Source organism: Klebsiella sp. HC6 (assembly GCF_022605325.1).
Lineage (GTDB): Bacteria > Pseudomonadota > Gammaproteobacteria > Enterobacterales > Enterobacteriaceae > Klebsiella > Klebsiella terrigena.
In genome coordinates, this window is the sequence record NZ_CP093276.1 from 2,823,129 (window position 1) to 2,835,867 (window position 12,739).

A 12,739-nucleotide genomic window follows, 5' to 3' on the forward strand; every position below is an offset into this window, starting at 1 on the left:
TCAAATGCCTGAAGTTAAGGTGATGAACAGCGGTAGCGACAGGATACACAGAACCGAGCTCAACAGCAGCACCGCTTCCGCATCCGGCGACTGCACGCCAAAGCGGTTACCAAACACCACCCCGAAGAAGCCCGCAGAGAGCGCGATCATCAGGATAGCGGTGATCGCCACGGAGCCGTGCAGGCCGAAAACCACAACGATAGCCCAGGCGATAAACGGCTGGATCAGCAGCTTGGCGATGGTCGCAATGCCCACCATCGCGTTCAGCTTCAGCTTACGGGCAGACAGAATCACCCCGGTCAGGAACAGCGCCGCCGCGGTGGCCGAGAGGCCGAGCGGTTTGATTGCCGCCAGCAGCAGATCCGGCATTTTGATGCCAATCGCCGAGAGGATCACGCCGAGCAGCGGGCCCATCACGATCGGTTTTTTCAGCGAACGCCACATCAGCACCGGCAGCATTGCCAGCGTAGATCCGCTGTTTTCACCGGCGGCACGGGCTTTTTCACGCTCCAGAATCAGCAGACAGAACGGCGTCATCAGCACCGAACCACAGGCGATGGAGACGGCGACGGAAAGGGACGTCGCGGAGCTTTCACCCAGCACGCTACCCAGAATCGGCAGACCAAGCGCGGCATAGTTCGGCAGCGCCACGGTGAGGGTCAGCACGGCGGCATCCTGCGGGGACTTTTTAAACACGCCGGTGGCCAGGAAGTAGATCGCCGCATAGGTGATCCACATCGCGCCGGTCAGCACCACAATCAGCGGCGACTGGGCAACAATGCCGGCCCACGGGGTTTGCACGGTAGCGCTGAACAGCGCGGCGGGCAGGGCAAAGTCCATTACGAAGATGTTGAGCAGCGACACGTTTTTGTTGTCGACCATTTTGGCTTTGCCGGCCCAGAAGCCCAGCAGCATGATGAGAAAAATCGGCGCAAGGGCATGAACAATTACATAAGTCATAGATCACCTGTAGTAAGAAAAATAGAGAACATTTGCGATGTTTATAATTTTCTAAAAGCGGCATGCCGTGGGCGCTATGCTGCGTCCGACGGCTGCCGCTTTCGGCAGGTCTTTTTTTACGTACTTCTGAGGTTGCCCGTTACCAGCTGGCGCGCATCCGTTCGCGAACCAGGGCAGAGCTGCGGCGGTTCTCCGCGCCGAGACGGTTTTTCAGCGTTGGGTCTTTACGTGCATCGGAAATGGCCTTCTGCACGGTGAGCTCCACCAGCGCCAGATCGGCATCGGACGGCGCATCCGGGTTGCTGAGGTTCAGCAGGTCGGAGAGCAGGCCGAGGGTGGCGTAGTTGCTGACGTCATAGGCCATTGGCGGAATGGTCGCCGCCAGTTTTTCCAGCGCATCGACGGTGCGCAGGGTGATGCGGGCGGCGGACTCTTTGCCCATCGCGTGCACCAGTACGCCTTTATCGTTGATGGCAATCAGGCGATTAGCCTGATAACCGTGCGCCAGAAACGCCCCGGACATCGCCTTGCCGACGATAAGACCGATCACCGGATGGCCCGCCAGGCGCGCTTTGGCGTAGGCACCTGCGGCACCGGCCAGCGCCTGGTGAATGCCGAACGCTTCTTCCCGACGGCCGTAGGCCTGGCTTGGGACGTCGATGACCGCCACAATCGGGCGCTTCACGTCGCGGTTAGCGTCGGCATCGATGGTTTCATTCACCACTTTTGCCAGCGTCCAGCCTTCCAGCAGGCCCACTTCGCCTTTTGCGGCGCGCGGATAGTGGTTATTGGCATCGGGCACCACGGCAATGAAGCGTACGGCCTCATTGTTCAGCTCACCGTCGGCGACCTGTACCGAAGGGCACAGGCCAGTCATGCGCGGCGCATTGGGCGCCAGTTTTTCCAGCCACAGGGCTCCACGGCTATTGGACTGAGTCATCATTTCACCTCCCCGGCGAAAAGCTGTTTGATCTGCGCGGTATCGGCCTGCTGACGAGTGTCAAAGTTGCTCAGACGGGTCAGGAAGTCGGCATATTTGTCGCTGCGGTTTTGTGCCGGAACGCCTTTGGCGATGGCGTCGTTCATGGCGGTTTTCACCGCGTTGACGCCGTCACCGACCAGCGCATCCACCAGGCCGCTGGCATAGCGGATTTCGCCGCCGGTCATGCTCCAGATAAACGGGCGATCGCGGGAGTCATACTCTTCGATCCCGGCTTCCTGCTCGATAACCTGCGGGCCGTTGAGGCCAAGACGCGCTTCGCGGGTGACGATCAGGTAGCTGCAAAGCGCGGCGGCAATCGACATCCCGCCGAAGCAGCCGACGGTGCCGGTGATAATGCCGACCACCGGGGTATAGCGACGCAGATCGACAATCGCCGCGTGGATATCGGCAATGGCTGCGAGGCCAAGGTTGGCTTCCTGCAGGCGCACGCCGCCGGTTTCCAGGCACAGCATCGCCTGGGTTGGGATGCCGTTGCGGTTATCTTCCGCCGCCAGCTCCAGCGCGGCGGCCATTTTGGCCCCGGAGACTTCGCCCATGCTGCCGCCCTGGAAGGTGCCTTCGATGGCAATCACCACCGCTGACTGACCGTTAATGGTGCCGCGAGCGACCACCATGCCGTCGTCGGACTGCGGTACCACGCCCTGCGGCGCGAGCCACGGCGACATAATGCCTTCGAACGGGTCGAGCAATTCGCGGTAGCTGCCTTCGTCCAGCAGCGCGTGGGCACGTTCGCGGGCCCGTAATTCGATAAAGCTGCGATCGTTACGCATGAGCCACCTCTTCAAATACCTGTTCGATACGAATGCGCGCCACGCCGGGGGTTGCGCCGAAGTCGTGAACGATCAGCTTGCCGGCCGGCAGGCCGTTGATCAGATTCAGGCGATCGAACAGCGCATTCCAGCGGCGGGTGCTGTTGTCCACGGAGGTGGTGATATCAATGCTGAGGGTTTCCCCGGCGGCTGCGGTGAACAGTACTTCCATATCACCGGAGCCTACAACGCCTGCCAGAGCTTTACCGCTGACGGTGCGGCTGGCAGGAAATGACAATGTAATGTGTTCCATAACATCCTCTTTAAATTGAGCAAGACGCGGGCTGGCTGACCCTGTCAAGAAACAGCGTGGCGGCGAGAAGATCCGCGGCACCGCCGGGCGAAGCGTTAAGGGCGAGCATCTGGGCATCAAGCACAGCGAGCGCTTCGCGACCCTGTGCCGTGGCGCAACCGCCGGCGTTCAGTACCGCGCGGGCGCCTGCCTGCATCGCTTCCAGGCCGGGCATGCCGGCTCGGGAAAGCACACAGGTATCGCTGAGCGAGGTCATGATCGCCATCAGCGCGTCAAGGCGGGCTGCGCTCTCGTGCGCCCCCATTGCCCGGCTGCGTAACAGCTGCGGCAGCGCGAGCCGCATCACGTGCGGAAACGCCTGCTGCGCCTCTTCACGTGCACCAGGCACCCGGTACTGATGCGTGGCTTTCAGCCCTTTGCTGAAGGTTTTCGGCGCGGCGCCGTCCGGCAGGCGGGCGAGCAGGGCGGCGGATTGTGCAATCTGCCGTGCGCCTGCGTTACCGCCATGCATTGCCACGGCGCTGACCAGTAAACCGAGCGCCCAGATGGCGCCGCGGTGGGTGTTCACGCCGCGGGTGGCGGCCATCATCTGCCGTTCGCCTTCGCGCCCTAAGCGGCCGACGGTTTCGCGCAGGGCGATGTCGGCGGGGCGCTGCCAGCTTTGCTGGGCCAGCTGCAGAAACGTTGGGGCCAGGCTGTGCGCCGAGCGCTCCATCAGCGCCAGGGTGAGGTCGTGATGGGCGCCGTTTCCCCGGCTGTCCACCAGACCCGGCTTCGGGCTTAATCGCGCTTCGTCGATCAGACAGTCGCGGGCGATGAACGCCAGCTCTTCTGCCTGCACCTCGGCATAAGTCTGTGACAGGAGTTTCATTACCAGCTCCGGAATTTTGCCGGTGGGTTATAGAGTCCGTCGGACCACTCCACCAGATCGGCTACGCTGCCGGCGGCCAGCAGGGAGCGGGTCGCATCGCTGCGGCGAATGCCGATGTCTTCCGGATAAACCACCTTGCCGCTCTGGCGCAGCGCGGCAACGCGCTTCGCGTCGACGCCAAGGCCGATATCGGTGATCCCGGCGACCGCCGCCACCATCGCCCGCCGCTCTTCCAGGTTTTCGGCACGGTAGAGGTAAGCAATGCCTTCTTCGGTGAGTACGTGGGTGACGTCATCGCCGTAGATCATCACCGGCGCCAGCGGCATCCCGGAGGCTTTCGCCACCTCGATAGCGTCGAGTTTTTCGACGAAGGTGGGTTTCACGCCGGCCTGGAAGGTTTCGACCATCTGCACCACCAGCTTTTTACCGCGCTGCATCGGGTCGGGCTCGGTGATCATATTCAGCCAGGCCGGGGTTGCGTGGCGGCGGCCGTGCGGGTCGTGGCCCATATTGGGGGCGCCGCCGAAGCCGGACAGCCTGCCGCGGGTCACCGTGGACGAGTTGGCGAGGCCGTCAACCTGCAGGGTTGAGCCGATAAACATATCGACCGCATATTGCCCCGCCAGCTGGCAGAAGGCGCGGTTGGAGCGCATGGAGCCGTCGGCGCCGGTGAAGAACACGTCCGGACGGGCGCGGATGTACTCCTCCATCCCCAGCTCGCCGCCGAAGCAGTACACGCTTTCCACCCAGCCGCTTTCGATGGCCGGGATCAGCGTAGGGTGCGGGTTGAGCGTCCAGTGCTTACAGATTTTGCCCTTCAGGCCCAGCCGTTCGCCGTAGGTCGGCAGCAGCAGCTCGATAGCGGCGGTGTTGAAGCCGATACCGTGGTTAAGAGACTGCACCTGATGCTCGGCGTAGATGCCCTTAATGGCCATCATAGCCATCAGGATATGCTCCTGCTTGATGAGGCGCGGGTCGCGGGTGAACAGCGGTTCGATAAAGAACGGCTTATCGGCGACCACCACGTAATCGATCCACGAACCCGGAATATCCACGCGCGGCAGATCGCACTCGTCGTCGACCAGTTCGTTCACCTGGGCAATGACGATGCCGTCGTGGAAGGCTGCGGCCTCAACCAGCGCCGGGGTGTCTTCGGTACTCGGCCCGGTATAGAGGTTGCCTTTGCGATCCGCTTTATAGCCGGCAATCAGCGCGACGTTCGGCGAAAGATCGACGTACAGGCGGGAGTAGAGCTCGATATAGGTGTGAATGGCGCCGATTTCCAGCAGACCGTCCTCCAGCAGCTGCGAGATGCGCAGGCTCTGGGTGCCGGAGAAGGAGAAGTCGAGCTTGCGGGCGATGCCCTTTTCAAAAAGGTCCAGATGCTCGCTGCGCCCGACGCTCGGCATGATCATATGCAGGTCGTGGACTTTTTGCGGGTTTACCTCCGCCAGCATGCGGGAGAGAAAGTCGGCCTGCTTCTGGTTATTGCCTTCCAGCACCACGCGATCGCCGGGGGCGAGCAGATGCTCCAGCGCGTCGACCAGCTGTTCGCTGGGGATAACCTTACCGGAGACGTTGGCGGCGGCCAGTCGCCGCTGCTTTTCCGTCCGGCGGCGGTTCCAGACCCGTCCCGTCGTTTGTTCGGCATTCATTATTAACCTCCTGATTCGACAAATCGTTTTGACTGTCATGGTGTGGAAGTTAGTGTGCGACGCGAGGCGCAGGGCATCAATTAAGCCCGCGGACAGACTGTTAGCTTAAGAGTAATGAATGACGGACGCAGGATGTGACGAGGATCAATAATGCTAAAGGAGTAGTGGTCTACGGGCCGGCTGGCCCGTAGTGGGAGTGGGAGTGGGAGTGGGAGGTTAATCCTTGCTGAGGTCGCTCAGCAGGAAGGCGATGCTCTGTCCGCTCTCGCTCTGTTCAAGGGCAATTTTAACAATGATGGTCAGCGGCACCGACAGCAGCATCCCCACCGGCCCCAGCAGCCAGCCCCAAAAAATCAGCGACAGGAATACCACCAGCGTTGAGAGCCCGAGCCCGCGCCCCATAATCCGCGGTTCGAGGATATTGCCGAACACCAGGTTGATCACCAGATAGCCCGCGAGCACGATCAGCGCGTCATACAGGCCGCCGAACACCAGCACCTGTAAAATAGGCGGAATGGCCGCCAGCACCGAGCCGATATTGGGAATATAGTTGAGCGCGAAAGCCAGCAGCCCCCACACAAAGGCAAAGCGCACCTCCAGCAGCACCAGCATGCCCCAGACGACCAGCCCGGTGACCAGGCTAATGGCGGTTTTCAGCACCAGATAGTGCGAGACGCTGTCGAGCGCGCGCTGGATTGCGCCCATGCCCTCAACCGGGCGGGTCATCAGCTGCTGCAGCTTGGCCGGCAGCTGCGGTACCTCCAGCAGCATAAACACCACCGTCAGCAGCAGCAGGAAGATCGACGACATGGCGTTAGAGAGCTGGGTGAGCAGGCCGGTGACCATCGTCATCACCGCGTTGGGGTCAATATATTTGTTCAGCTCGACGACGGAAACGGTAAAGCCGAACCGCTGCAGCCACGGGGTGATGGTCTGCACCGGTTCGGATAGCGAGGCGCGGTACTGCGGCAGGGTGCGCGCCAGCTCGTTTAGGGAGGTGCCCAGCGAGGCCAGCAGGACGATCGCCAGCATAACGATCGCGCTGATTAAGAGCGAGATCGCCAGCACCCGCGGAACCCGGCAGCGCACCATCAGCTGCACCAGAGGGTTAAGGACCACCGCGAGAAACAGCGCCAGAACGAAGGGGACGATAATATCCGCGGCGAAGCGGATGCCGGTAAGGATGATGACCAGCATGCCCAGCATGATGACAATCTTTAATCCGTTAAGAGTGATGATGGGTTTGGCCATACGAATCCCTGAAAATAGAGCCTGTTTTCCTCACATTGTAGACGCAGATGCGGATAAAAAATCACGACTTTTTTGCGCGTACAGCGTGGAGTATTTGTTCGCCACGCCTCTGCCGCCGGCGATAAAATCATCAGGCGACAAAATTAAAATAACGACGCGCCATCATAATGGCGATCGGCATCAGGAAAAGCTAATCTAAATCAAATAGCCGAGGTAAAGAAATGCAAAGGCTTTGAGTATAATGTAGCATTATGCTACAAATTAGCTGTGTATAACTACCGAGGACAATTTTCATCCGCAATGACGAGAAGCAATACCGCGGATAATTGTAATTTTATGGACAATCAGTTCAGTATCTATATTTGTTATCTCCCTTCGCTTTCCCGCACAAACTCACGCTTTGCTGGCGAACAGCACTGGCGTTCAGCGCTTTAGATCCCTCTCTCTGCCTGAGCTGGCGCAGCGTTGCGCACGGCTAAATCTACGTCAGAATTTTTCGGTTTACCTTTGCTGTAGGCCGTAATGGATTATATTCTCAAGCAGGAGAAGGGATCATGTTTTATTGGATTTTATTAGCACTTGCTATCGTTGCAGAAATTACCGGGACCCTTTCGATGAAATGGGCGAGCGTCAGCGGTGACCACACCGGTTTTATTTTGATGCTGGCAATGATTGCGCTTTCATATATTTTTCTGGCCTTCGCGGTTAAAAAAATTGCCCTCGGCGTGGCCTACGCGCTGTGGGAAGGTATCGGCATTTTGCTGATCACGCTGTTCAGCGTCCTGCTGTTTGACGAGACGCTCTCAGTGGTCAAAATGGCGGGTCTGGCGACGCTGGTGGTCGGGATTGTTCTCATCAAGTCCGGCACCAAAAAGGCGGTGAAGCAGCCAGAAGAGAGGACCCATGCAACAGTTTGAGTGGATCCATGCGGCCTGGCTGGCGCTGGCCATCGTGCTGGAGATTGCCGCTAACGTCTTCCTGAAGTTTTCTGACGGCTTTCGCCGCAAGATCTACGGCGCGTTGTCACTGCTCGCCGTACTGGGCGCGTTCAGCGCGCTATCGCAGGCGGTAAAGGGGATTGAGCTGTCGGTAGCCTATGCGCTCTGGGGCGGCTTCGGTATCGCGGCGACCATCACCGCCGGCTGGGTCCTGTTCGGCCAGCGTTTGAACAGCAAAGGCTGGATCGGCGTGATGCTGTTGATTATCGGGATGGTGTTAATAAAACTGGCCTGATTGAACGCCGCCTGCCCGCGCAGGCGGCAAAATCTGTTCTCTGTATTACTCTTTAAAAAAGAGTATATTCGGTGCGTTTTTCCCCAGCCGCGATGAGGACAGATAATGGTTAACTTGCCTGGTTGGCGTCATCTTCCTTCGGCCAAAACGCTTGCGGTCATTATTCTCCTCGCCGGAATAGGCCTGATCGCTTCCGTTATTTCCCTGCTTTATCTGTCGCAGCACCTGATTGGCATCAAGGCGAACGAGATCGACCACCACCGCTCGGTGCTTTCGGTTAACGGCGCGGTGCAGACCTCGGTGAACCGCGTTATGTCGCTGGTGCTGGATAACTCCATCTGGGACGACGCCGTTAAGCAGACCTATGCCCCAACGCTCGATACCAAATGGCTGTTTGATTCCTGGGGTTCGGGCTTCAAAATAAATAACCTCTACGACGGTACCTTTGTCCTCGATCAGCACTACCGGGTGCTGTGGGGATCGTTTCGCAGTCAGTCCTTTAATGAGACGGATATCGGCTTTTTTGGCCGCGGGCTGCAGTCGATGATCGCCGAGCACGGCGCGGCGCTGCGCAACGGAACCAGCGCCTACGCCGGGATAACCCGAACCCGGGAGGGGATTGCCTTTATCGCTATTGGCCTGATACGACCGACCATGGGTCGCCTGCAGGTGTACGACGATACGCGGCGCTATCTGGTGATTACCCGACACATCAACCCCGATATGCTGCAAAAGCTTGGGGATACTTTTCAAATTCGTCATCTGCACACCACCGAAACCAGCGGCGACTATAGCGTGGCGCTGCGCACCAACGGCGGGGAGATTATTAGCTACCTCAGCTGGCAGCCGCGGCTGCCGGGAGCGGAGGCGGCTCAGGCGGCATCCGGCAGCATTCGCCTGATCGCGCTGGTGGCCGCCAGCCTGATCCTGCTATTCATCCTCTTTAGCTGCCTGGGGCTGTATAAGCTGGCGCGCGGAGAAAAGCTGGCACGCACCATCGCCATGACCGACTGGCTGAGCCGGCTGCCCAACCGGCGGGCGCTGATTGAGCGCCTCAACGTGGTGTGTGAACGATCGCAGCACGAGATGCAGAGCGTGGTGTTTATCGACCTCGATGGCTTTAAAGACGTTAACGATAACTACGGGCACGACGTTGGCGATGCGCTGATTACCCACGTCGCCCGCGAGCTGCAGGAGAGGGTGCCCGCCGGGGGGATGCTGGCGCGCATGGGCGGGGACGAGTTTGCCATGACCGTCGGCGGCGAGCAGGCGATAAGCCAGGCGTCGGCGTTCGCCTGGGCGGTGCTGGAAATGCTGAAATCGCCGATTGACCTGAGCGATCGTAAAATCTATATCAGCGCCAGCCTCGGGATCGCCAGCGGAGCGCCGGCCCTGTGCTCGAGCACCGAGCTTTTCCGCCGCGCCGATATCGCCATGTATCATTCGAAGAAAACCGGAAAGGGGCGCACAACCTGGTACGACGAGGCGCTGAGCGACGCCAGGCAGTATCAGCTGAATCTGGAAAACGGCATCCGTCAGGGGCTTGAAAACGACGAGTTTGACGTCTGGTATCAGCCGATAGTCAACGCCGGAACCCTGACCATCGAAGGTGTGGAGGCGCTGATACGCTGGCCGCGGCGCCCCCAGGGCGCGCTGCCGCCGGACGTCTTTATCAGCGTCGCCGAAAGCAGCGGCCTGATTTACGCGCTCGGCCAGTTTGTGCTTCATCGCGCCTGCTGCGACCTGCAGCCGATGGGGGACCTGATGCTGTCGGTAAATATCTCGCCGGCGCAGTTTCGCGACCCGGAGTTTGAGACGCGCGTGGTGCAGGTCCTCGCCCGCTGCCATTTCCCGGCCCGTCGCCTGCAGGTTGAAGTCACCGAGAGCTACGTGATGGAGAACCCCGAACGCGCCCGCGCGGCCATTGAAAACATGAAGGCGCTGGGGGCGGCCGTTGCGTTGGATGATTTCGGCATCGGCTACTCCAGTATTGGCTATCTGCGCAGCTTCAGTTTTGACACGCTGAAGATTGATAAATCGCTGGCCGGGCTGGTCGACACCGATCCGCAGGCGGCGGAGCTGGTGCGCGGTACCGTGCGCATCGCCGGCGCGCTGGGCATGACGGTGGTGGCGGAGGGAGTGGAAAATCAGCAGCAGCTGGCGCTGCTGCGTCGTGCGGGATGCGATAAGCTGCAGGGCTACTATTTTAGCGAGCCCATGCCGATTGCCTCTTTGCTTCAGCTGCGCCAGCAGCAGGGGTAGCGGTTACTCGCCGGCCAGCGTCTCCAGCTTGTCGCGAAAACCGGTCACCGAAATGGCCCGATTGTCCGCGCGCCAGCGATCCTTCGGCCCCGGCGCCGAGCTCTGGACGGCAATCACCTGCCAGCCGGTTTCGGTTTTTAACAGCAGCGGGGAACCGCTATCGCCGGGTAGGGTATCGCACTGGTGCGACAGAACCGAGGTCTGGGCCCAGCCGGTCACGATGCAGTCCTGATGGTTGTACAGATTATCGAGGTGATCTTCCGGGTAGCCGGACTGAGTCACCTTGCGCTCGGCGACCTTTAGCGCGGCGGTCAGGTCGGCCTTACTGCCGGGAAACAGCGGGATCGGGTCGATTCCGGAAGGCGCATAGCGCAGCACGACTAAGCCAAAGTCCGAAGGCGCGGCGGCGGAGGGGACTATCCAGCCGTCGCCGTCGGCCTTCAGGCGCCTGCCTAATGACGGGTCCACGCGACCCTCGACGCCGTGAATTTCGTAAACCCAGCCGTTTTTGCGCGAGATAAAGCGCAGGGCGACGACTTTATCCGGCTTACCCTTCGGCGGCGTCAGCAGGCAGTGCCCGGCGGTCAGCGCCAGGTTGGGGGAGATCAGAGTGGCGGTGCACAGATTGCCGCTGGCTGTTTCCAGCTGGCCGATGGCGTCCCACGGGGCGTCGGCGGGGTTGCTTACCGGCTTGCGGTCATCATGACCAAAAAACAGGGTCTTGATATCTTTCGCGCTCATGCCGTCATCGTCAGCCTGTGCAAACAGAGGAAACAGGCAAAATGAACACAGTAATAACAGTACGTCTCTACGCATATCACTCTCTGAGGAGATAATTATACTCACCACCCTGCTGGCCACCCGAGTGCGCCGGGGATGATTTTGGCTATATTGAAAGTAGCAGGAGATTTAAGTTTATGAAAGTTAACAGTAATTTTAATTAAATCAGCACGCCGTCAGCCCCCGGTAAAGTTGCCGCTTTGAACGCAAAGAAGGTCGATAACTCAACCAGTTAGCGCGCATTTTTTGCTGCTGTCATTTCCGCAGAAACCGGCCCTGGAAGCAACAGATATCGGGTTACAGAAAGTACCAAAAAGAGGGCGCCATCTGCGACCGGACATGATGCGTTTTTCCGGCGTTTGTTAATAAAAATCATTAGAGTAATGCTATATAAAACAGACAACTTCACAAAAAACCGTCCTTTTTTACACCATTTGTGCTTACTTGCAAAACGAAACATTTTCTCACTCAAAAGGCTGTTATTGATAGCAGCCGTTGAGCAAGCAGAGATGTTGTCCCCGCGATGATATCGGTGATTTCTGGCTCCAGTCTCGGGAGGACGTATGTCGAAAAAAGGTATTCGTGCGTTGGTTTATGTCTCCGTCGTGTCCGTCTTTATCTGGGGCGCTGCGGGGTATCTGGTGGCGCAGGCGGTCAGCGTTTTGTAAGCCATCACCACATCGCTGCACGTCATCGCGGGGCCTTTCCCCGACGAAGGATCCCGTCGGGAAAAGGCCCCGGAACGTGCGCGAGCAAAAACGCCTGCAGCAGAGCAATCGGCTGCGGGCTGAGCATATTTGCAGACCACACCAGATAGTATCCCTCACCGGTAGCGACGGCCTGCGAAAACGGCAGCGTCAGCAGTCCCGCCCGCAGCGCCTGCTGGCTAAGCAGCAGATCGCCCACCGAAACGCCGTGACCGCTCATGGCCGCCATATTGCCCTGTTCCAGGCTATCGAAAACCAGCCCCTGGGAGAGATCGACCGCCGGATGCTGCCCGCTATGCTGCAGCCAGCGCCGCCAGTCCCGGCGGTCGGTGGTCGGGTGAATCAGCGGGCAGGAGGCTAAATCTTCCCGCGCCGCCGGGGTCATTGCCGGCGCGCAGACCGGGATCAGCCACTCGGCGAACAGCAGCGTCTGGCGCTTATCCGCGCCAAAGTTCCCGTCACCGAGGAGGATCGCGCAGTCGTACGGCTCCCGCGCGAAATCAACGCTGTCCTTATCCATCCATACGCTGCTGAGCTCGATTTCAGGGCGCTGATGCTGCTGGCGAAAGCGCTGCAGTACGTCCAGCAGCCAGCGCATGGTTAGCGTCGAGGGAGCCTTCAGCCGTAGCTTTCCCGCCTGTCGGCGCAGCGAATGGCAGGCCCTGTCGATGGCCGAAAAGCTCTCCTCCAGCGCGTTTGCCAGCTGCCGCCCGGCATCGGTGATGATCACCTTTGGCCCCTGACGAATAAACAGCCGGCACTCGAACCACGCCTCCAGGGCAGCGATATGCCGGCTGACGGCGCCGGGGGTGACGTGCAGCGCGGCGGCGGCCCGGCTAAACGAGCCCAGACGCGCGGCGGTTTCAAACGCGCGCAGGGCGTAGAGGGGAGGCGTCGACATCGTCATGGATCTCTATTGTGAGTCATACTCACATTCAAACTCACCATTTCTCGT

At 59.7% G+C, this 12,739-nt stretch carries 13 protein-coding genes; 4 read left to right on the forward strand and 9 right to left on the reverse strand.

Going from position 1 to position 12,739, the window contains the following annotated elements:
- From MMW58_RS13735 to MMW58_RS13765, 7 genes are all read right to left on the reverse strand, one after another.
- A complete protein-coding gene (locus MMW58_RS13735) occupies positions 1 to 960 on the reverse strand; it encodes an AEC family transporter (RefSeq protein WP_241723603.1) in 960 nt (319 codons plus the stop codon).
- A gap of 139 nt (positions 961 to 1,099) precedes the next feature.
- The gene (gene mdcE / locus MMW58_RS13740; RefSeq protein WP_133599988.1) at positions 1,100 to 1,900 is read right to left on the reverse strand and encodes a biotin-independent malonate decarboxylase subunit gamma; all 801 of its coding nucleotides are present in this window, start codon (positions 1,898 to 1,900) and stop codon (positions 1,100 to 1,102) included.
- Complete coding sequence (locus tag MMW58_RS13745) at positions 1,900 to 2,733, reverse strand: biotin-independent malonate decarboxylase subunit beta (RefSeq protein ID WP_241723604.1); 834 nt, start codon at positions 2,731 to 2,733, stop codon at positions 1,900 to 1,902. The genes mdcE and MMW58_RS13745 overlap by 1 nt, the downstream gene beginning before the upstream one ends.
- Positions 2,726 to 3,025, reverse strand: coding sequence for a malonate decarboxylase acyl carrier protein (gene mdcC / locus MMW58_RS13750; RefSeq protein WP_133599619.1), 300 nt, complete (start codon positions 3,023 to 3,025; stop codon positions 2,726 to 2,728). Before mdcC ends, MMW58_RS13745 begins: the two co-directional genes overlap by 8 nt.
- A 10-nt stretch (positions 3,026 to 3,035) precedes the next feature.
- Entirely contained in the window at positions 3,036 to 3,896 is an 861-nt protein-coding gene (locus tag MMW58_RS13755; protein ID WP_241723605.1) for a triphosphoribosyl-dephospho-CoA synthase, read from the reverse strand.
- Positions 3,896 to 5,551: a malonate decarboxylase subunit alpha gene (gene mdcA / locus MMW58_RS13760; protein ID WP_241723606.1), complete on the reverse strand. Its 1,656-nt coding sequence runs from the start codon at positions 5,549 to 5,551 to the stop codon at positions 3,896 to 3,898. Before mdcA ends, MMW58_RS13755 begins: the two co-directional genes overlap by 1 nt.
- A 216-nt stretch (positions 5,552 to 5,767) precedes the next feature.
- Complete coding sequence (locus tag MMW58_RS13765) at positions 5,768 to 6,802, reverse strand: AI-2E family transporter (protein WP_045858426.1); 1,035 nt, start codon at positions 6,800 to 6,802, stop codon at positions 5,768 to 5,770.
- Between the two features lie 267 nt (positions 6,803 to 7,069).
- On the opposite strand from MMW58_RS13765, the gene MMW58_RS30440 reads away from it, so the two are divergent.
- The 4 genes from MMW58_RS30440 to MMW58_RS13780 all read left to right on the forward strand — a co-directional run bounded on the left by MMW58_RS30440 (position 7,070) and on the right by MMW58_RS13780 (position 10,297).
- The gene (locus tag MMW58_RS30440) at positions 7,070 to 7,237 is read left to right on the forward strand and encodes a protein YdgV (RefSeq protein WP_462442466.1); all 168 of its coding nucleotides are present in this window, start codon (positions 7,070 to 7,072) and stop codon (positions 7,235 to 7,237) included.
- 119 nt (positions 7,238 to 7,356) lie between these two features.
- The gene (gene mdtJ / locus MMW58_RS13770) at positions 7,357 to 7,719 is read left to right on the forward strand and encodes a multidrug/spermidine efflux SMR transporter subunit MdtJ (protein ID WP_123708103.1); all 363 of its coding nucleotides are present in this window, start codon (positions 7,357 to 7,359) and stop codon (positions 7,717 to 7,719) included.
- Positions 7,706 to 8,035, forward strand: a complete 330-nt coding sequence (gene mdtI / locus MMW58_RS13775) for a multidrug/spermidine efflux SMR transporter subunit MdtI (protein ID WP_045858422.1) — start codon at positions 7,706 to 7,708, stop codon at positions 8,033 to 8,035. The genes mdtJ and mdtI overlap by 14 nt, the downstream gene beginning before the upstream one ends.
- A gap of 105 nt (positions 8,036 to 8,140) precedes the next feature.
- Positions 8,141 to 10,297 carry a putative bifunctional diguanylate cyclase/phosphodiesterase gene (locus MMW58_RS13780; RefSeq protein ID WP_241723607.1) on the forward strand — a complete coding sequence of 719 codons (2,157 nt, stop codon included), beginning with the start codon at positions 8,141 to 8,143 and terminating at the stop codon, positions 10,295 to 10,297.
- A gap of 3 nt (positions 10,298 to 10,300) precedes the next feature.
- On the opposite strand, the gene MMW58_RS13785 is transcribed toward MMW58_RS13780, so the two are convergent.
- A complete protein-coding gene (locus tag MMW58_RS13785) occupies positions 10,301 to 11,113 on the reverse strand; it encodes a trypsin-like serine peptidase (protein ID WP_133599622.1) in 813 nt (270 codons plus the stop codon).
- 654 nt (positions 11,114 to 11,767) lie between these two features.
- Complete coding sequence (locus tag MMW58_RS13790; protein ID WP_241723608.1) at positions 11,768 to 12,685, reverse strand: LysR substrate-binding domain-containing protein; 918 nt, start codon at positions 12,683 to 12,685, stop codon at positions 11,768 to 11,770.
- Positions 12,686 to 12,739: the final 54 nt, after the last annotated feature.

Bases quoted from the DNA above. Each gene is read 5' to 3' on its own strand.
- MMW58_RS13735 (WP_241723603.1), bottom strand. From the start codon at position 960: ATGACTTATGTAATTGTTCATGCCCTTGCGCCGATTTTTCTCATCATG.
- mdcE (WP_133599988.1), bottom strand. From the start codon at position 1,900: ATGACTCAGTCCAATAGCCGTGGAGCCCTGTGGCTGGAAAAACTGGCG.
- MMW58_RS13745 (WP_241723604.1), bottom strand. From the start codon at position 2,733: ATGCGTAACGATCGCAGCTTTATCGAATTACGGGCCCGCGAACGTGCC.
- mdcC (WP_133599619.1), bottom strand. From the start codon at position 3,025: ATGGAACACATTACATTGTCATTTCCTGCCAGCCGCACCGTCAGCGGT.
- MMW58_RS13755 (WP_241723605.1), bottom strand. From the start codon at position 3,896: ATGAAACTCCTGTCACAGACTTATGCCGAGGTGCAGGCAGAAGAGCTG.
- mdcA (WP_241723606.1), bottom strand. From the start codon at position 5,551: ATGAATGCCGAACAAACGACGGGACGGGTCTGGAACCGCCGCCGGACG.
- MMW58_RS13765 (WP_045858426.1), bottom strand. From the start codon at position 6,802: ATGGCCAAACCCATCATCACTCTTAACGGATTAAAGATTGTCATCATG.
- mdtJ (WP_123708103.1), top strand. From the start codon at position 7,357: ATGTTTTATTGGATTTTATTAGCACTTGCTATCGTTGCAGAAATTACC.
- mdtI (WP_045858422.1), top strand. From the start codon at position 7,706: ATGCAACAGTTTGAGTGGATCCATGCGGCCTGGCTGGCGCTGGCCATC.
- MMW58_RS13780 (WP_241723607.1), top strand. From the start codon at position 8,141: ATGGTTAACTTGCCTGGTTGGCGTCATCTTCCTTCGGCCAAAACGCTT.
- MMW58_RS13785 (WP_133599622.1), bottom strand. From the start codon at position 11,113: ATGCGTAGAGACGTACTGTTATTACTGTGTTCATTTTGCCTGTTTCCT.
- MMW58_RS13790 (WP_241723608.1), bottom strand. From the start codon at position 12,685: ATGTCGACGCCTCCCCTCTACGCCCTGCGCGCGTTTGAAACCGCCGCG.